Source organism: Hymenobacter sp. UV11 (assembly GCF_004684095.1).
GTDB lineage: Bacteria > Bacteroidota > Bacteroidia > Cytophagales > Hymenobacteraceae > Hymenobacter.
This window is the reverse complement of sequence record NZ_SRII01000008.1, coordinates 25,715-44,089: the sequence shown is the minus strand read 5'-3', so window position 1 is coordinate 44,089 and position 18,375 is coordinate 25,715. Positions and strand designations below refer to the sequence as shown.

General features: G+C 62.0%; 14 protein-coding genes. 8 read left to right on the top strand and 6 right to left on the bottom strand.

From position 1 onward, the window contains the following. Positions 1-51: 51 nt before the first annotated feature. Positions 52-894, top strand: a complete 843-nt coding sequence (locus tag E4631_RS16145) for an aquaporin (RefSeq protein WP_133657889.1) — start codon at positions 52-54, stop codon at positions 892-894. 165 nt (positions 895-1,059) lie between these two features. Here the strand turns inward: E4631_RS16145 and E4631_RS16140 are convergent, their stop codons facing one another. From E4631_RS16140 to E4631_RS16130, 3 genes are all read right to left on the bottom strand, one after another. After that, the gene (locus E4631_RS16140) at positions 1,060-2,553 is read right to left on the bottom strand and encodes an NCS1 family nucleobase:cation symporter-1 (RefSeq protein ID WP_133657888.1); all 1,494 of its coding nucleotides are present in this window, start codon (positions 2,551-2,553) and stop codon (positions 1,060-1,062) included. Positions 2,554-2,639: 86 nt separating this feature from the next. Continuing rightward, entirely contained in the window at positions 2,640-3,053 is a 414-nt protein-coding gene (locus E4631_RS16135; protein WP_135318616.1) for a VanZ family protein, read from the bottom strand. 251 nt (positions 3,054-3,304) lie between these two features. Next, positions 3,305-3,943, bottom strand: coding sequence for a zinc ribbon domain-containing protein (locus tag E4631_RS16130; protein WP_133657886.1), 639 nt, complete (start codon positions 3,941-3,943; stop codon positions 3,305-3,307). Between the two features lie 233 nt (positions 3,944-4,176). On the opposite strand from E4631_RS16130, the gene E4631_RS16125 reads away from it, so the two are divergent. Then, positions 4,177-5,181 carry an SMP-30/gluconolactonase/LRE family protein gene (locus E4631_RS16125; RefSeq protein WP_133657885.1) on the top strand — a complete coding sequence of 335 codons (1,005 nt, stop codon included), beginning with the start codon at positions 4,177-4,179 and terminating at the stop codon, positions 5,179-5,181. A 130-nt stretch (positions 5,182-5,311) separates the two neighbouring features. On the opposite strand, the gene E4631_RS16120 is transcribed toward E4631_RS16125, so the two are convergent. Beyond that, positions 5,312-6,805, bottom strand: coding sequence for a GH3 auxin-responsive promoter family protein (locus E4631_RS16120; RefSeq protein WP_133657884.1), 1,494 nt, complete (start codon positions 6,803-6,805; stop codon positions 5,312-5,314). Between the two features lie 250 nt (positions 6,806-7,055). Here E4631_RS16120 and E4631_RS16115 point away from each other — a divergent pair, with 250 nt between their 5' ends. From E4631_RS16115 to E4631_RS16100, 4 genes are all read left to right on the top strand, one after another. Beyond that, positions 7,056-7,487 carry an OsmC family peroxiredoxin gene (locus E4631_RS16115; RefSeq protein WP_133657883.1) on the top strand — a complete coding sequence of 144 codons (432 nt, stop codon included), beginning with the start codon at positions 7,056-7,058 and terminating at the stop codon, positions 7,485-7,487. Positions 7,488-7,592: 105 nt separating this feature from the next. Further along, positions 7,593-8,084 carry a hypothetical protein gene (locus E4631_RS16110; RefSeq protein ID WP_133657882.1) on the top strand — a complete coding sequence of 164 codons (492 nt, stop codon included), beginning with the start codon at positions 7,593-7,595 and terminating at the stop codon, positions 8,082-8,084. A 111-nt stretch (positions 8,085-8,195) separates the two neighbouring features. After that, positions 8,196-9,440, top strand: coding sequence for a T9SS type A sorting domain-containing protein (locus E4631_RS16105; protein WP_133657881.1), 1,245 nt, complete (start codon positions 8,196-8,198; stop codon positions 9,438-9,440). A 104-nt stretch (positions 9,441-9,544) separates the two neighbouring features. Then, positions 9,545-11,281 (top strand): phospho-sugar mutase, encoded by a 1,737-nt coding sequence (locus tag E4631_RS16100; RefSeq protein WP_133657880.1) that lies wholly within the window; start codon positions 9,545-9,547, stop codon positions 11,279-11,281. Between the two features lie 162 nt (positions 11,282-11,443). Here the strand turns inward: E4631_RS16100 and E4631_RS16095 are convergent, their stop codons facing one another. Continuing rightward, positions 11,444-12,250 (bottom strand): XRE family transcriptional regulator, encoded by an 807-nt coding sequence (locus E4631_RS16095; protein ID WP_133657879.1) that lies wholly within the window; start codon positions 12,248-12,250, stop codon positions 11,444-11,446. A 280-nt stretch (positions 12,251-12,530) separates the two neighbouring features. On the opposite strand from E4631_RS16095, the gene E4631_RS16090 reads away from it, so the two are divergent. Further along, on the top strand, positions 12,531-14,327 hold the full coding sequence (locus tag E4631_RS16090) for a thiamine pyrophosphate-dependent enzyme (RefSeq protein ID WP_133657878.1): 1,797 nt from the start codon (positions 12,531-12,533) through the stop codon (positions 14,325-14,327). Between the two features lie 123 nt (positions 14,328-14,450). Here E4631_RS16090 and E4631_RS16085 read toward each other — a convergent pair whose 3' ends face one another. After that, on the bottom strand, positions 14,451-16,496 hold the full coding sequence (locus tag E4631_RS16085; RefSeq protein WP_133657877.1) for a S9 family peptidase: 2,046 nt from the start codon (positions 16,494-16,496) through the stop codon (positions 14,451-14,453). Between the two features lie 282 nt (positions 16,497-16,778). Here E4631_RS16085 and E4631_RS16080 point away from each other — a divergent pair, with 282 nt between their 5' ends. Continuing rightward, positions 16,779-18,275, top strand: a complete 1,497-nt coding sequence (locus E4631_RS16080) for an amidase (protein ID WP_133657876.1) — start codon at positions 16,779-16,781, stop codon at positions 18,273-18,275. Positions 18,276-18,375: the final 100 nt, after the last annotated feature.

Here is an 18,375-nt window from a genome sequence, read left to right as displayed (position 1 = left end):
ACGGCCGTCCCCTACGTTAAGCGGACTTTCCTACAGTGCATACTGATTTAGATGAGGCAGTTTACTTGGGCCAATCTGCGCAGGGCTTGGCGGCAGCACTGGCCTTACTATCTAATTGAGGCGCTGGGAATTGGGGCCTTCGTCGTTTTTTCCAGCGCGGCAGCTGTTTTCTTCAACCACCCGGCGGCTCTTGGGCGGCAGTGGCTGGGCGACCACGAGTTGCTGCGCCGTGCCGGGGTAGGGCTGGTCGTGGCGCTGGTTATTCTGGGGCTTTCGTACAGCAGTTGGGGTAAGCGCTCGGGCACCCATATCAATCCAGCCGTTACGCTGTCCTTCTGGCAATTGGGCAGTATTTCGAACATTGATGCTTTAGGGTATATTGCGGCGCAGTTTACGGGTGTCCTGGCAGCGGGTGAGTTGATGGCGTGGCTGCTGCACCCGTGGTACAGCCATCCCGCGGTTCACTATAATCTGACCAAGCCGGGGCCGGGAGGGTGGCCTGTGGCCTTAGTAGCTGAAGCCAGCATCACAGGCTTTATGATGTTGGTGCTGCTCGTGACATTGCATAAGCAGCGGCTGAAAAAGCTTACTCCGCCGCTGCTGGCCGGGCTATTGGCCGTGTACATCATTTTTGAAACGCCCCTTTCGGGGATGAGCCTCAATCCGGCCCGCAGCCTCGGCACTGCCGCAGCCGTTGGCCGCTACCCGGCGCTGTGGGTGTATTTCGTGGGCCCGCTGGCAGCGAGTTGGCTAACGGCAGTGGCCTTCAGCTGCTTTTTTAAGGGCACCTCCCTGGCCGCAGCGCTCCAGCGCCCGACTGAAGGGCCCCGGCCAAACCCGCAGCCAGAGGCAGCGGCGCCACCACACTTTCCTGACCTTACAGCCGACTTATAGCTACCCGCATACCTGGCGCGAGTTTAGCGCAGCGTAACTCGTGCCTTTTTTACTGGTGGAGGTTGTACCTCCACTGCCGCGCCAGCGGCAAGGCGAGACTGTGCTATTAGCTCATTCTGTGTGAGGCACAGCCGCCCCCGCAAAATAGGTACTAATTACGCTGCGCTAAACTTGCGCCAGTAAGCGGCCGCGCATCAGCCCCCAATACACTCCGCCCGCTACGAAAAAGCCTACGAACCAGGCGTAGTTGTACACCTCCAGCAGCCAGGGCCACACCGCCGCTTTGTCGAGCACGCCGATGGCGGCCAGGAAGCCAGGCACGCAGGGCAAGATGCCCAGCACCAGCGCCACTAGGGCCACGGGATTAAAGCCGCGGCTGTACGTGTAGCGGCCTTCGTGCTGGTATAAGTCGCTCAGCGACAGCTCCTGGTGGCGCAGCAGGTAGTAGTCGGTGATGAGGATGCCGCCGATGGGGCCGAGCAGCGCCGAGTAGCCCACCAGCCAGGTGAAGATGAAGCCGCTGGGGTCGGCAATGAGCTTCCAGGGGAAGATGAGCAGGCCCACTACCCCCGTAACATAGCCGCCCGCGCGGAAGCTGATGCGCTGCGGCGCGAGGTTGGCAAAGTCGTTGGCGGGGCTCACGATATTGGCCGCGATGTTGGTGGCCAGGGTGCTCAGGGCCACGGCCAGCATGGCGCCGGTCACGAGCCAGCGGCCCTCGAAGCGACCAGCCAGCACCACCGGGTCCCAGATGGTGGTGCCGTAGATGATAAGCGTGGCGGAGGTGACAGCCACGCCCACGAACGAGAACAGCGTCATGGGCAGGGGGAGGCCCAGCGCCTGGCCAACCTGCTGCGCCCGCTGGCTGGTGGCGTAGCGCGTAAAATCGGGGATATTGAGCGAGAGCGTGGCCCAAAAACCGACCATGCCGGTGAGCGAGGGGAAGAAGAACTTCCAGAACCCACCGGGGGTAGTGAAGTGCGACGGCTGCGCCAGAATCGGCCCCAGCCCGTGGCCAGCCGAGATGGCCCACAACAGCAGCGCCAGCGCCGCCGCCGGCAAGAAAAATGCCTTGAACACCAGCAGCTTGCGAATGCTATCGACGCCCAAATACACCACATACATATTCAGCAGCCAGAATAAAAAGAACGTGATGGCCGGCCCCGTGGCCAGGCCCCAGCTCGCCGGAAAAACGGGGGGTAGGGTGCCCAGCGCCGGCCACCAGCGCACGGCCGCCTGGTAGCAGGCGTAGCCGCCAATCCAGGTCTGGATGCCGAACCAGCCGCAGGCGATGATGGCTCGCAGCATAGCCGGCACATTGGCCCCCAGCACCCCGAAGCTGGCCCGCGCAAACACCGGAAACGGGATGCCGTAGCGCGTGCCCGCCCGGCCATTTAAAATCATGGGAATAAGCACGATAGCATTACCCATAAAGATGGTCAGCAGGGCCTGCCACCAGTTCATGCCGCCCTGGATGAGCGAGCTGGCCAGCATGTAGGTCGGGATGCACAGGCTCATGCTAATCCAGAGCGCGGCGTAGTTCCAAGTGCCCCAGGTGCGGGCGGCAGCCGGGGTGGGCGCTAGGTCGGGGCTGGTGAGGCTGGCGTCGGCTAGGGGGGTAGGCGCGGGTTCGGCCAGGGTCGGATACGGAGTTTCCATAAGCTAAGCCAGTCGCCGGAAGGTAGTTAGGCCCGGCTGAAGCCGCAAGCTACGGGGCGGGCGGCAGCCCGGCAAGCGCTGTGCGCTCAGCCCTTAAGGGCGTTAACCGCCAGGTAAGCCACCCGCAAGGCCGCTATCGTTCCCAGGCCCACTACCCCTCCCACGATACCCCACCCAATGTCATCGAGGTCAAACGAACGGTTAGCCAGAAAAAGCTGCCCCACCTCGGCCACTACAACGAGCCCGGCCAGCGCCATGCCGGCCAGCAGCCACTGCCGCCAGGGCCGGTGTTGCAGCGCCAGCCAGCCGCCCACCAGCCAGCCTAAACCTACCAGCGGCACGGCCGTTCGAATGGTATCGTTGCGGTTTTCGTCGGCCCACACGGCCACTTTGCTCGGAATAAACCATACCAAGCCCATTTTAGGTGCTGGCAGCCAGCTTAGGTAAAGCACAAGACCCGCCCCAACTATCAACAAGCAGTAAAATAAACGCTGACTCATTCCCTGGCAATACGAATGGCCTGCTCGCCGCGCGAGGAATTGCCACAAAAATTATCTGGCACAAAGCGATAAGTAGTACAATAGCTAAGCATTGTAATCCTTGGCGCAAAGCAGCATGAAGTAGCTGGCAGAAATCCACTGCGGCAGCATGCTTGCTCCACCCGAGTGGCTCAAAACAATGCGCAAGATACTGCGCCAAGCAAACGCCGGATAGCTATGCAAGCTATTTTCAGCGTTTCCCCGATGCTCCCCTAGCCCTTGGCGCCGCACTCACCGCAGAATTTCTGGCCGGGTTGCAGCTTGGCGCCGCAGCCGGTGCAGTGGCGCTCCTGCGCCTGGGCGGCGGGGTTGGCGGTGCCGCAGCCGGGGCAAAACTTCTGGTCGGCGGCCAGCCGGGCCTGGCAGTTGGGACACTGCGCCAGGGTGCCCCGGCCAAAAAAGTCCAGGTCCTTGGTGTAGTCGTGGGCGCGGGTTTTGGTGCGAATCTGCTCGCGGGCGGCCTGCGACTGCTGGGCGCGCAACTCCTCCTGCTCGTCGGGGGCACAGTCTTCGCAGAGGCCGGCGCTGTGGTTCCAGCACACATCGGGGCATACCCAGTGGCCGCAGCGGGTGCACTGCTTGAAATTTTGCTTGCCTTCGGCCACGGCCGTTTCGAGGGCTTTGTCGTGGGCGGTGCCGCCTACGGCCTGCTGAATCTGGTACGCTGCGCTCTGCACCCCGCCCAGGCCACCAAAAAAATTACTGGCTGCACTGAGCAAGCTGCCCGCAATGCCGATGGCGTTGGGCTGAAACCGCGACATAAACCCGTTGCGGCAGCGGTCGCAGTGAAACTTAAACTGGAAGCCTTTGTCGGTGGAGAGGTCGTCGTAGTTGGCAACGAACTGAATCATCTGGCTCATGGCGAAGGGCTTTGGAAGGTAGCGCAGCAAATGTAGGGCGCGGCGGCACTCAGTGGCTATATCGCGCCGGGCCGGCGGGCATTACAGCTTGGCTAGCGCGTCATAGTGATTCATGTGGCAGCGCTTGCGCTTTTTTATGCATAAGCTGGGCTTTGCCGGCAGCTTTTCAGGCTGCTATTCGTACAGGTAGCCTCTTCACCTTTTGTTCATCAAACCAACATCTTATGTTTTCTATTCCTTTCTCGGCCCGCACCGGGTCAAATGCATTACCCCGCGTGGTAGGTCTGCTGGCCCTGACAACGGGTTTGCTGGGCTTGCTGCCAAGCTGCTCCAAAGACGAAGATTCCGCCCCGGCTGCCTCGCCCGCCAAAATCACGGTGCCGCAGCGGGCGCTCTCACCCGAGGGCATTCAGTACGACGAAACCAACAAACGCTTCCTTGTGAGCTCGCGCACCCAGGGGCGCATCGGCACCGTGCGCGACGACAGCACCTATACCCAGTTGGCCGACGATGCCCGGTTGGTTTCGACCATCGGCCTGAACCTGGATGTTCCCCGCCAGCGCCTGCTGGCCGCCGTGTCGGATATCGGGGTCAACACCACCCGCACCTCGGCCGCTACGTTGCGCAAGCTAGCGGCGCTCGCCATCTTCAATCCCAGCAGCGGCGCGCTGCTCAGCTACGTCGATTTGGGTGCGTTGCGGCCTACCCTGCCGCACTTTGCCAACGATATCGCCGTCGATGCGCAGGGAAATGCCTACATCACCGATAGCCTGTCGCCCATTATTTATAAGGTGGATGCGCAGGGCGTGGCCACGGTTTTTCTGGAAAACGCGCAGCTGAGCGGGGGCTCCGGCTTTGGCCTCAATGGCATTGTGTTTCACCCCAATGGCTATCTGCTGGTAGCCAAAACCAACGATGGGACGCTGTTCAAAGTACCGGTTGCCAACCCCACCGGCTTCACGACCGTGACCAGCACCCAGAGCCTGGTAGGCGCCGACGGCATGCTACTGCTCGACAACACGACCCTCCTCGTGGTGGCGGGCAGCCAAAACACGGTGTTCCGCATGACCAGCAGCGATGCTTGGGCCACCACCCGCCCCACCGGCAGCTTCGCCACGGGCGCCGTGAGCGCCACCACCATCACTCGCCGCAACTCGACTGAGGCCTTCGTGCTGTACCCGTACACCGCCACCTCGCCGCGGTTCGCCATCACGAAGGCGGTATTTTAAGCCGTCTTCTGCGTTAGAATTCGCGCAGTGTTTTGGGGTGTTGAACCGCAGGGTTTCGCAGTGTTTTATTAGAATGGCACTGCGAAACACTGCGATTTAACACCCCGAAACACTGCGCGAAATTTTTATATTAACACCCAAGTAACCCCTCCGCTACCCCCCTATCATTGCCCAACCTTGGCACCTTGTTCTGGCCGCCGAGCTTGCCCACGCTTTTCATATAGCGCTGGAAGGCGCCGGCCGGTAGCGGCGTGAGCAGCAGCGGCACCAGGATATTGCCCTGGCGCAGGTCGTCGTAATAGGTATTGCGCTGGCGCAGGGCCGTGTCGAGGGCGGCGGCGAAGGCTGGAGCATCATGGGGGGGGTAGGCGAACTCGACCAGCCATTCGTGGCGCGAGAGCTGGGTTTTGTCCTCGCTCACGAGCGGGGCCACGGTGAACTCGGTAACCTCCGTTTCGGGGTGCTGGCGCACGGCCTCGCGCAGGGCGGCCTCCACTTCTTCGCCAATGACGTGCTCACCAAACGCGGACAGAAAATGCTTGATGCGGCCCGTGACGACTACGCGGTGCGGGTGCAGGTCCACGAAGCGCACGGTGTCGCCGAGCGAGTAGGCCCAGAGGCCGGCATTGGAGGTGAGGACGAGGGCGTACTGCTTATCCAGCTCCACGTCGGCGATAGTGAGGCGGGGCGGGTTGTCTTCAAAAAAGCGCTCAGCGGGCACAAATTCGAAGAAAATACCGCTATCGAGGCGCAATAGCAGGCCGGGGTTGCAGGGCTGGTCCTGAAAGGCCAGGAAGCCCTCGGAGGCCGGGAATAGCTCGATGCTGTCCACGGGCCGGCCGATGCTTTCGAGCAGGCGGGCGCGGTAGGGTTCCATGCTCACGCCGCCCGATACAAAAAGGTTGAACTGCGGAAAAATATCGCCCACCGGCCGGCCGGTGCGGGCCGTGAGGCGGTCGAAATACATCTGCACCCAGGGCGGAATGCCGGAGATGAGCGTCAGCTTCTGGCCCAGCGTTTCGGTCACGATGGCGTCGAGCTTGGTTTCCCAGTCTTCGATACAGTTGGTGGCGTAGCTGGGCAGTTGGTTGCGGCGCAAATACGCGGGCACATGGTGATTCACGATGCCCGAGAGGCGTCCCGTGGGAATGCCCCCTACCCCCTCCAGCTCGGGCGAACCCGACAGGAAAATCAGCTTGCCATCAAGGAAGCGCGCCCGGCCGGTGGCGGCCACGTAGTGCAGCAGCGCGTCTTTGGCGCCGTTGATGTGGTTCGAGATGCTGGCCTTGGTGATGGGGATGTACTTGGCGCCACTGGTGGTGCCGCTGGTTTTGGCCAGGTACAGCGGCCGGCCGGGCCACAGGATATTGGGCTCGCCAGCCTTCACGCGGTCGAAATAGGGCTTCAGGGCCTCGTAGTCGCGGATGGGCACGCGGGCCGCAAAGTTGGCGGGTGTTTGGATGGCGCCAAGCTCGTGGGCGCGACCGAAGGCCGTGGTGGCCGCCGTGCGCACTAGCTCATGCAACAGGCGCTGCTGGGTGGCGGCGGGCCGGCGCTGCCACTGCTGGTAGCGGTGCACGGTGTAGGCGGCCAGCGGGCGGCTCAAGGCGGCTTTTATTCCCATGCCGGCGAAGATAGAAGGCCGCTTTCCTTATGCGCGGCCCTACCCCCGGCTGGGCAGCCCAAGTCCGCTACTGCTCGGGCAGCGGGCGGCGGCTCTACCGGCGCGGCGGGCGCCCATGGCCGGGCAAATATTTTGTTTAATTTTTTATGATAAAACATTCAACAAAACATTAGCTACTTGGTTCGCCGTATGTATAAGCTGCCGGCAACGTTGCCGGCAGGAGTCTTCTCCCTTTATTTTCAGAATAAATATGATAAACCAATTTGGTAAGGCCGTGTGGAACGGCGACATGAAAGGTCACGGCACCATCAGCACCAAGAGCGGCGTGGTAGAGGCTCCTTACTCGGTAGGCTCGCGCTTTGAAGGCCAGAAGGGTACCAACCCCGAGGAGCTGATTGGCGGCGCGCACGCCGGCTGCTACACCATGTTCCTCACTAACGTGCTCACCAAGCACGGCCACACGGTAGAAACCATCACCACGACCTCGACCGTGACGCTGGACCCCACGCAGGACCCGCCCAAAATCACCAAAATCCACGTGAGCACCGAGGGTAAAGTGACCGGCGGCAACATTACGCCCGAGGACTTCCAGAAGCACGCCGCGTTTGCCAAGGAAAACTGCCCCGTGTCGCAGCTGCTAAAGGCGGTGCCCGAAATGACGCTGGATGCCAAGCTGGCGTAGCTTAGTGACTAAAGACGAGTGACTAATGACTAATTAACTAATTGCTTACTAAAGCGTTAGCTAATTAGTCATTAGTCACTCGTCTTTAGTAGCTATTTTTGCCCCATGCCCACTGGTACCACCCGAATTCGCCTACGCCCTGCCAACTCCTCCCGCCTCTCGTTTGGGGTGCAGGTATCGCTGGCTTTGTTTGCCATTGCCTATGCCGTGCTCATGCTGCGCAACTCGCCAGCCGACCAGGATTTTTATTGGCTGAGCTACGTTTTTTTAGCGCTTTGCGTCATCTACCTGGGGTTTATTCTAGTGCATAACGCGCCAGTGTTTGGCACGCAGAGCTACTTCGAGTTCGCGCCCGGCTACCTGGTCCATAAGGCGGGCCTGTTTCGGGCCAAGCAGGTATTTGCGGCCGAAAACATGAGCATGCTAGAGCTGCTACCCCGCCAGCTGCGGGTGCGCCTCAAGGACGGCGACATTCACGTGCTGAACATGCGCGAGGTGAAAGGCACCCGCCGCCTGGCGGTGCTGCGCGCGCTGCTCGAAAACTTTGCTACGCGCTACGGCGTGGCGCTGCGCGAAGACGCGCCCGCTACGAAGTAGCCCTTGCTCGCCACGGCGCGGGCCAACCTGCCCACACCAGGTAACTTGCTTTAGTGCATATGCTTAGCCAACTTAGTGAAGCAGTTACTTTTGTGCTCAACCTAACCCGCGATGGTAGCAAAATTTACACTTGCTTTGCTGCTGGGGATGGCAGCCGGCTGGACGGCCCAGGCCCAGAATTGCCCCGACCCATCCGCGACCAACTACAACCCGGCGGCCGTGGGCAACGATGGCTCGTGCCAGTACCCACTCACCCGCACGGCGCTGGCGGTTAAGACCCGGCTAACCGATGACGTAGTCGAAAGCTCGGGGCTCCAGTATACAGGCGGCAGCCTGTGGACTTTCAACGACAGTGGCAATGCCCCCATACTGTTTCGGGTTGACTCTATCGACGGGCACGTGGTGCAGCAGGTGCGCATCAGCAATTTTGACAACGTAGACTGGGAGGATATCGCGGCCAGTCCGCAATACCTGTTCGTGGGCGATGTAGGCAACAACTTGGGCGACCGCCGCGACCTGCGGGTGCTGCGCGTGGCAAAATCGGCGCTTGGCCCCACAGCCACGACCGTCCCGGCCGAGGCCATTGCCTTCAGCTACCCCGACCAAACCGATTTTACGCCCCGCAACAACCGCCACAATTTCGATTGTGAAGCCTTCTTTTTTGCCAACGACTCGCTGCATCTATTTACCAAAGACTGGGTCGATTTGCAAACGCGCTACTATACGGTGCCGGCCACGCCAGGCACCTACGTGGCGCATCTCAAGGCAACTTTCGGGGTGAATGGGCTGGTAACAGCAGCTGATATAAATGCTGCGGGCACATCGGCAGCCCTGCTGGGCTACAATGCCAACGATGGCAGCACGTTTGTCTGGCTGCTGTCGGGCTTCACAGGTACGCAGTATTTGCTAGCCAACAAGCGGCGCATCGAGCTGCCCAATGCCTTGCAGATTGGCCAGGCCGAGGGGCTCACCTTTGTGGGCCGCAGCCGCGTTTTTATTTCCAACGAGCGCCTCGCCAACTTTCTCATGACGGTGCCGCCGCAGCTTTATGCGCTCAGCCTCAGCTCGTGGCTGGCGCCTACCGTGCTGGCTACTACGGCACCCCAGGCCGCGGCCACCTTTACGGTGGTGCCCAACCCGGCGCACCATACCCTGCGCCTGGAGCGGCTGGCGGGGGTAGGCGGCCCGGCCAACCTGGTCTTACAAGACTTGCAGGGGCGCACTATTCTCACTACTACACTGCTTGCTAGCCAATTAGCGCAGAGCATTGATATTTCGGCGGTGGCGACGGGCACGTATGTGGTGAAAATCATCTCGGTCGCCGGGAGTTTTTCCCAGAAAATAGTGGTGCGCTGAGCAGGCAGATTAGCTGCGCGACAACCAGCGTGGTTGGCTTTTTGGCCCGAACATCTTTCCTTTACAACCGTTTCTGGCCTTACCACTTTCCCTATTCCTTCCCCATGCCCCTCTCTCCCGACGTTCAGCAGCGCATCAACACCTGGCTCACCCCCGCCTACGACGCTGAAACCCAAGCCGCTATCAAACACCTGGTGGATACCAACCAGGACGACCAGCTCAACGACGCGTTTTACCGGTCGCTGGAATTTGGCACCGGCGGGCTACGCGGCATCATGGGCCCCGGCTCCAACCGCATGAACCGCTACACGCTGGGCATGGCTACGCAGGGCCTGTGCAACTACCTGCACCAGAGCTTTCAAAACCAGGAGATTAAGGTGGCTATTGCGCACGACTCGCGCAACAACTCGCGCTTTTTTGCCGAAACGGTGGCGGGCATTTTCTCGGCCAATGGCATCACGGCGTATCTCTTTGATTCGCTGCGCCCTACCCCCGAATTATCGTTTGCCATCCGGCACCTGGGCTGCCAGAGCGGCTGCGTGATTACGGCCTCGCACAACCCCAAGGAGTACAACGGCTACAAGGTGTACTGGAACGATGGCTCGCAGGTAGTTTCGCCGCATGATAAGAATATCATCATCGAGGTGAATAAAATCACCAGCCCCGACGAGGTAAAATTCGCGGCCGACCCCAGCCGCATTCATATTATCGGGCAGGAGATTGACGACGCCTACCTGGCCGAAGTCAAGAAGCTGAGTATCAATGCGGCCGCTATTCAGCAGCAGCACGATTTGGGTATTGTGTACACGCCCATTCACGGCTCGGGCGTGAAGCTAGTGCCGCCGGCGCTGGCCGCCTTTGGCTTCACCAACGTGAGCGTAGTAGAAGCTCAGGCTACGCCCGACGGCAACTTCCCCACCGTGCAGTCTCCCAACCCCGAGGAAAAAGCGGCCATGCAGCTGGCCCTCGACCAGGCCAAGGCTCAAAATGCCGACCTCGTGCTGGCCACCGACCCCGACGCTGACCGCGTGGGGGTAGGCGTGAAAAACGAGCACGGCGAATGGGTTTTGCTCAACGGCAACCAGACCGCCGCGCTGCTCACGCACTACCTGCTGTCGGCGCGCAAGCACGCGGGCAAGGCCCAGCCCAACGATTTCATCGTGTACACTATCGTGACGAGCGAAATTCTGGGGGACATCGCGCACCGCTACGGCGTGGAATATTACCGCACGCTCACGGGCTTCAAATACATTGCGGGCCTCATTCGCGAGCTGGCGGGCCAGGCGAACTACATCTGCGGCGGCGAGGAAAGCTACGGCTTCCTCATCGGCGACTTTGTGCGCGATAAAGATGCTGTATCGGCCTGCGCCCTCGTGGCCGAGATGGCTGCCGTGGCCAAAAGCCAGGGCCGCACTCTTTATCAGGAAATGCAGCAGATGTACGCCGAGTATGGCCTCTACGTGGAAGACCTCATCTCACTGACCAAGAAGGGCCAGCGCGGCGCCGAGGAAATTCAGGAAATGATGGTGGAGTTGCGCAAGAACCCGCCCGCAACGCTGGCCGGCTCACCCGTAGTTGAAATTCGTGACTACCAGACCGGCAAGATTCACCACCTCACTGCCAAAACGGAGGAAAGCACCGGGGTAGAAAGCTCTAACGTGCTGCAATTCATCACCGCCGCGGGCGACAAAATCTCCGCCCGCCCCAGCGGCACCGAGCCCAAAATTAAGTTCTACTTCAGCGTAAAGGAGCCGCTGTCTTCTATTGCTGATTATGAGGTAACGCACAAAAAAGCGCAGGACAAGATTAAAAGCATTATTGAGGAGATGCAGCTGAAGTAGGCACCTCCCCCCCCTACCCCCTAGGGGGAGCCACGGCGGCGCGAGATTACACAAAAGAGGGCTTTCAGCAATGCTGAAAGCCCTCTTTCGTTCTTAAACAAGTTATCCGGCTCCCCCTCTTTTTCGGAGAGGGGGTAGGGGGGTGAGGTGCCTCGGGAGGTACTACGCCCGCTGCAATTGCAACTGCTTCACCTGCTGCGTGAGGTCGAGGACCATGCTGGCCAGATGCTCCAAGGACACGCCGCCGATGGGGAAAGCGCTACTGATGTAGCTCTTGGCTTCCCAGATTTCGAGCACGTCTTCGGCCTTCACATCGTAGGGCGAGTACAGCGGGTTATCTGACTGCAGGGCAAACATGGCACTCTGCTTCAGCTTGTTGTACACGCGCTTGAACACGATACCGTCCTTTTGGCTGACCACGATGCAGGGCGTACCGTCCTTAATGCCGGCCCAGTCGTCGACGTAGCGGCCCACGATGGTGGTGCCGCTGGCGAGGGGTAGCATGGAATCGCCCGCGATTTCGAAGGCGCGGTAGGTGCCGGTGCTGGCCAGCATGGGTAGGCGGAAGCGGGGCAGCTCCTCAATAAATTCGCGGTCGGCGTAGCCATTGAGGTAGCCAGCGGCGGCTTTGAGGGGCACCAGCTCGATATTTTCGCGGTCGTCGGGGCCTACCGTGATGGCCAGAATACGCAGGGGCTTGTCTTCGGGCAGGGTTTCGGTGAGCGGGCCGGCTTCGCGCAGGGCGGCGGCCGTTTTGGCGTTCTTGCGCTTGGTAAAGTCGGTGGTAGCCAGCGAGTCGAGCGGGATATTAAAGAGGCGCGCCATGTTGACGAGCGTGGCTAGGCGCGGCTCGGCGCGGCCTTCTTCGTAAGCACCCACCAGGGAGCGCTTGATACCCAGCTTATCAGCTAGTTGGGCTTGCGTCAGGCTGAGCTCGCGACGCCAGAACTTGAGGTTAGTATTAATCATAACGGGAGGGAGTCAAGGGAGGATATAGCCCAACGCGAGGGGCCAGCGACGCACACAATCCGGCAACACAGGGCGCAAGTTACTAATTCCATTAGACTTGCCAACGCTAACGAGATGGGAATTTCTGAGAAATTATAAATTTAGCGGGGTGAGGCGGGCCAAAGACGCTCCGCACATTCTTTTTGGCTTCCCTACCCCCCTTCCCTGTCCTCACGGCCACAACTCACGACCGGGCAACCGACGTACTACCCCTTCCTACACTCTGTAACCACTACCAACCATGGCAAAGACGGGAGCCGACCTGCTGGTCGAACGATTACTGGATTGGGGCGTCGATACGATTTTCAGCCTGCCGGGCGACGGCATCAATGGCCTTTACGAGTCGCTGCGCACCCACCAGGACAAGATAAAGCTGGTGCTGGTGCGCCACGAGGAGTCGGCCGCGTTTATGGCCTGCAGCTACGCCAAGTTTACGGGCAAGCTGGGCGTGTGCCTGGCCACCGGCGGCCCCGGCGGTATCCATTTGCTCAACGGCCTGTATGATGCCAAGTACGACGGGCAGCCAGTGCTGGCCATCACAGGCAGCGCGGCGCACGACCTCAGCGGTACCTACTGGCAGCAGGACGTAGACCTGGTAAAATTATTCGAGGACGTGGCTGCCTGCAACGAGCGCGTGATGGGCCCCGAGCACGTGCAAACCATTACGGACCAGGCCATTCGCACGGCGCTGGGGCAGCGCACGGTAGCGCACATTTCCTTCCCCAAAGACCTGCAGGACTGGACGACGAGCGACGACAAAGTATCGGCCCAGAACGTGCCCGGCCACACCAAACCGGTAGTGGTGAGCAGCGAAGTAGCCCCTACCCAGGCCCAACTGCAGCGCGCCGCCGAGGTGATTAACGCGGGCAAGAAAGTCGCCATTCTGGCCGGTCGGGGCGCCCTCGATGCCCGTGCCGAGCTTACGCAACTGGCCGAGTTGCTAGGCGCGCCCGTTGCCAAAGCGCTGCTCGGCAAGGGCGTGCTGCCCGACGACTCGCCCTATACCACCGGCGGCCTGGGGCTGCTGGGCACCGCGCCCTCGCAAGACGCGATGGAGGAGTGCGATACGCTGCTGATAGTTGGCTCGCACTTTCCCTACCTGGAGTTTTATCCGAAGCCCGGCCAGGCCCGCACGGTGCAGATTGACCTCGACGCCACCCACATCGGCCTGCGCACGCCCGTGGAAGTGGGCCTGCTGGGCGACAGCAAAACGGTATTGCAAGGCCTCCTACCCCTGCTCAAGCGCCAGGACGACCGCGATTTCCTCGAAAAAGCGCAGGACCGCATGAAGTCGTGGCGCGAGCTGCTGGCCGAGCGCGGCACCCAGGAGGCTTTGCCGATGAAGCCCCAGACCATCCCCCACGTACTGAGCCCGCTGCTGAACCCCGACGCTATCGTGACCTGCGACTGCGGCAACAACACGACCTGGGCCGCCCGCTACATCCAGATGCAGGACCAGATGCTGTTCTCGACCTCGGGCCTGCTGGCCACGATGGGCGCGGGCCTACCCTACGCCATCGCGGCGTCGGTGGCCTACCCCGGCCGGCAAGTGGTGTCGCTGGTCGGCGACGGCGGCTTCACGATGCTGATGGGTGAGCTGGCCACGGCCGTTCGCTACAAGCTGCCCATCAAGGTGTTCATCTTCCACAATAATGCCCTGGGCCAGATTAAGTGGGAGCAGATGGTGATGGAAGGCAACCCCGAGTTTGGCGTTGATTTGCAGTCGATTGACTTCGCCAAGTACGCCGAAGCCTGCGGCGCCACCGGCTTCACCATCAAGGACATGAAGGACACCGACCGCGTGGTGCGCGCGGCGCTGGCTCACGATGGCCCGGCCGTTATCGACTGCTACGTGGACCCCAACGAGCCCGCAATGCCCGGCAAGGTGAGCACCGCGCAGGCCATCGAGTTTGCCAAAGCCCTGGCCCGCGGCGAGCGCGACACCAGCGAAATCATTAAAAATGTGGTTAAGAATCAGTTCCGCGAGGCCATCGCCACCAAAGGCCACAGCCTGCTGGACGTGATTCCGGGGCTGTAGCTTGATGTAGGCAGGCATGAAAACAGCCGCTCCAAATGGGGCGGCTGTTTTCATGTCAAGCAGGTTGGCAGCTTGCAGGGGGGTAGGCGGTGCCCCTACCCCCCTCCGCGCCGCCCGCGCCGGCTACCGCGCGCCGGCCTGGGCCGTGCCGCTGGGCATCAGGTACTTATTATACCATTTGAGGTAGCGCACGTAGCGGTCCTTGACGTAGCTGGGGGTCGTGACGCCGTGAAACTGACCGGGGTAGATGACGAGCTGGGTGGGTACGTGCAGGCTTTGCAGGGCCTGGTACATCTGCTCGGTATTGAGTAGGGGCACGTTGAAATCCTTTTCGCCGCACACGAAGAGCGTGGGGGTTTTAATCTGGTCGGCGTGGTAGAAGGGGTAGGACACACGCAGGTACACGTCGGTGTTTTTCCAGGGCGTGCCCAGCTCGGTTTCGTAGTCGCGGATGTACTGGTCGGTGCCGTAGCCGGCCAGCACGTTGCCGATGCTGGCGCCGCTCACGGCCGCCTTAAAGCGCTGGTCGCGGGCAATAACCTGGTCGGTCATGATGCCGCCGTAGCTCCAGCCGCCCACGCCGAGGCGGTCGGGGTCGGCCAGGCCTTCCGCCACGGCGTAGTCCACCACGGCCAGCACGTCGTCGGTGTCCTTGTTGCCCCAGTCGGCGTAGATGGCCTTGCTGTACTCCAGGCCGCGGCCCGAGCTGCCGCGCGGGTTGGCCACCACCACGGCGTAGCCATTGGCCGCAAAGTATTGCCACTCAAACGCAAAGCCGTAGCCAAACTGCGCCACCGGCCCGCCGTGGATGCGCAGGATGGTCGGGTATTTGTGCCCCACCTGGTAGCCTACGGGTTTGATGGTGAAGCCGCTCACCAGCGTGCCGTCCTTGCTCTTGGCCTGCATGGGCTCGACGGCGCCCAGCGCCACGTCCTTCAGCCAGGCGTCGTTCTGCTTGGAGAGAGGTAGCAATTTGCCTTTTTTATCGAGCGCGAATACCTCGGTGGGCTGCTGGGGCTGGCTGCTGAGCACCACCGTGGCGCCCTTGCCGGTCCTATCGAAATCGCCGACCTGGCGCGGGCCGGCCAGCACTGTTGAGAGCTTGCCGCCGGTGGCGGGCACCCGCATGAGCGACTCGGCGCGGTCGTCTTCGAGCAGGAAATAGACACTTTTGCCGTCGGCGCTCCACTGCGGCTGGGTCGTGTTGCGGTCGAGGCCAGCGGTGAGCGGGCGGGCGGGGCCGCCGGCCACGTCCACCACCATCAGCTGGTGCAGGGCGTACACGAGCTGCTCCTTGGGGCCGCCCTGCACGAAGGCAATGCGGCGGCCGTCGGGGCTCCAGGCGGGGCGGCTGCCGTAGTTGGGCGCGCTTTCGGGCACGTCGGTAGCTAGTAGCGGCCGGGCCGTGGCGCCGGCTTTGGCGTCAATAAGGAAGAGGTCGAAATTGTCGTGGCGGTCGGGGTCTGGTCCACGCTTGCTGCTGAAAGCCAGTTGCTTGCCGTCGGGGCTCCAGGCGGGCAGGTACTCGTCGTACACGCCGGGCGTGAGCTTGGTGAGGCGGCGCGTGGCCACGTCGAACACGTAGAGGTGCTGGCGCTGGCTGTTGAGGTAGCCATCCACGTCCTTCTTAAACTGGAAGCGGTCGATGACGATGGGCGGGGCGGTTTTCTTCTTAGCCTTCTGGGCGGCGGTGAGCGAGTCGGGGTCGGCATCGCGGATAATCATGGCAATGCGCGAGCCATCAGGGCTCCACACGTAGTCCGACACACTGCCCTTTATTTTAGTCACTTTTTCGGCCTCGCCACCAGCGCGATTCAGCAGCCAGAGCTGCGCGTCGCCGCCATCCTCCTGGTTGCGGCCCGAGATGAAGCTCAGGTACTTGCCATCGGGGCTGAAGCGCGGCTTGCTTTCGCCGGCCGGGTTGGTCGTGACGCGGATATTCTGCGAGCCGTCGGTGCGGGCCATCCACACGTCGGCGTCGCGCTTGTCAGTGGCCGTATCCACGCGGCTCACGGTGTAGGCCACCCAGGCGCCATCGGGCGAGAGGTTGGGGTCGGCCACATCGCGCATCCGATTGAGGTCGGCGAGGTTGAGCGGGCGCGGGCTGGTTTGGGCGAAGCTGGCCAGGGGCAGCGTCAGGGTAGCGAGGAGGGGTAGGAGTTTTTTCATAAGAATTTGCGTAATAATAAGGACGCAGATTTTTATTAGCAGGACGCATGGGGGATATTTTCCGCAGCAGCCCCTAGCTCCGGTGGTTGTCCAGCGCGGGGGCACCTCACCCCCTAGCCCCCTCTCCAAAAAAGAGGGGGAACTAGCTTTAAAATTTAATTTCCAGACTAAAAGCTAAAACTAGAGGTAGTTCCCCCTCTTTTTTGGAGAGGGGGCTAGGGGGTGAGGTGCCCCCACGCTGGGCGACCACCAGAAAGTAGAGCCTACCCCTATCTTGCCGCCATGCTTACCCCCACCGAATACGACCAGCTCGACGGCCTGGGCATGGCCGACCTCGTGCGCCGGGGCCAGCTCACGGCCGCCGAGCTATGCGCCGCCGCCATCGCCCGCGCCGAAGCCGTGAACCCGCGCCTCAACGCCATCATATTCAAACTCTTCGAGCAAGCCCAACAGCGCGCGGCGGCCGGGCTACCGGATGGGCCATTCGGCGGCGTGCCATTTTTGCTGAAGGACTTTGGCGCGGCCTACGCCGGCGCGCCGCACACGGGCGGCAGCCGCGCCCTGCGCCATTTCGTGCCTGCCGAGGACGCCGAGCTGGTGCGGCGCTGGCAGGCGGCGGGCCTCAATATTCTGGGTAAAACCAACGTGCCCGAGTTTGCCCTCATGGGCGTGACCGAGTCGGCGCTCTACGGCCCCTGCCGCAACCCGTGGGACCTGGGCCGCACGCCGGGGGGTAGCAGCGGCGGCGCGGCGGCGGCCGTGGCGGCGGGCATTGTGCCGGTGGCGGGGGCCGGCGACGGGGGCGGCTCCATCCGGATTCCGGCGGCGTGCTGTGGGCTGTTTGGGCTCAAACCCAGCCGGGGGCGCGTGCCCACCGGCCCCGAGCAGGGCGAAAAGTGGCAGGGCGCGGCCGTGGAGCACGTGCTCACGCGCTCGGTGCGCGACAGCGCCGCCGCCCTCGACGCCACCCAGGGCCCCGACGTGGGCGCGCCGTATTTCCTACCCCCTCCCACCCGGCCCTACCTGGAGGAAGTGGGCCGCGCGCCCGGCCGCCTGCGCATCGCCTTCACCCTCGACCACCCGCTGGGCCGGCCGCTACACCCCGAGTGCGCCACCGCCGTGCGCGAGGCAGCCAAGCTGCTCGAAAGCCTGGGCCACGACGTGGAAGAAGTGCCACTGCCCTTCGATGGCCGGGCCGTGTCGACGGCATTTATGATGCTGTATTTTGGCGAAACCGGGGCTAGCATCGCGGGGCTAAAAACAGTGCTGGGCCGCAATGCCCGGCCCCGTGATGTGGAGCCGACTACCTGGCTGCTAGGTTTGCTGGGCCGCACCTACTCGGCCGCCGACTTTGCGGCCGCGCGCCACAGCTGGAACGACCACGCCCGCCGCATGGGCCGGTTTCACCAGACCTACGACCTGCTGCTGACGCCCACGCTGGCCACGCCGCCCGTGCGCATCGGCGAATTGCAGCCCAAGCCGTTTGAGCAAAAGCTGCTGAAAGTGGTGAATACGTTTGGGCTGGGCGGCCTCATCCGGCGCTCGGGAATAGTGGAAAAGCTGGCCGAGCAAAGCCTCGAAAAAACGCCCTATACGCAGGTGGCCAACCTCACGGGCCAGCCCGCCATGTCGGTGCCGCTGCACTGGACCGCCGACGGCCTGCCCTGCGGCGTGCAGTTCATAGCCCGGCTAGGGGCTGAAGACGTGCTTTTTCGCCTGGCGGGGCAGTTGGAACAGGCGCAGCCGTGGTTCGGCCGTCGGCCGCCAATAGAAGGGTAGCGCTGGCTAGCCCTCTGAAATTACCCTCTCATTTCAAAAAAAGCTGACTTTAATACCAAAAAGGGTCCCTGGTGGTGGGTAAGCTGGCAGGTGGCCTGCA

Coding starts and splice junctions, on each gene's coding strand:
- E4631_RS16145 (WP_133657889.1), top strand. CDS start 52: ATGAGGCAGTTTACTTGGGCCAATCTGCGCAGGGCTTGGCGGCAGCAC.
- E4631_RS16140 (WP_133657888.1), bottom strand. CDS start 2,553: ATGGAAACTCCGTATCCGACCCTGGCCGAACCCGCGCCTACCCCCCTA.
- E4631_RS16135 (WP_135318616.1), bottom strand. CDS start 3,053: ATGAGTCAGCGTTTATTTTACTGCTTGTTGATAGTTGGGGCGGGTCTT.
- E4631_RS16130 (WP_133657886.1), bottom strand. CDS start 3,943: ATGATTCAGTTCGTTGCCAACTACGACGACCTCTCCACCGACAAAGGC.
- E4631_RS16125 (WP_133657885.1), top strand. CDS start 4,177: ATGTTTTCTATTCCTTTCTCGGCCCGCACCGGGTCAAATGCATTACCC.
- E4631_RS16120 (WP_133657884.1), bottom strand. CDS start 6,805: ATGGGAATAAAAGCCGCCTTGAGCCGCCCGCTGGCCGCCTACACCGTG.
- E4631_RS16115 (WP_133657883.1), top strand. CDS start 7,056: ATGATAAACCAATTTGGTAAGGCCGTGTGGAACGGCGACATGAAAGGT.
- E4631_RS16110 (WP_133657882.1), top strand. CDS start 7,593: ATGCCCACTGGTACCACCCGAATTCGCCTACGCCCTGCCAACTCCTCC.
- E4631_RS16105 (WP_133657881.1), top strand. CDS start 8,196: ATGGTAGCAAAATTTACACTTGCTTTGCTGCTGGGGATGGCAGCCGGC.
- E4631_RS16100 (WP_133657880.1), top strand. CDS start 9,545: ATGCCCCTCTCTCCCGACGTTCAGCAGCGCATCAACACCTGGCTCACC.
- E4631_RS16095 (WP_133657879.1), bottom strand. CDS start 12,250: ATGATTAATACTAACCTCAAGTTCTGGCGTCGCGAGCTCAGCCTGACG.
- E4631_RS16090 (WP_133657878.1), top strand. CDS start 12,531: ATGGCAAAGACGGGAGCCGACCTGCTGGTCGAACGATTACTGGATTGG.
- E4631_RS16085 (WP_133657877.1), bottom strand. CDS start 16,496: ATGAAAAAACTCCTACCCCTCCTCGCTACCCTGACGCTGCCCCTGGCC.
- E4631_RS16080 (WP_133657876.1), top strand. CDS start 16,779: ATGCTTACCCCCACCGAATACGACCAGCTCGACGGCCTGGGCATGGCC.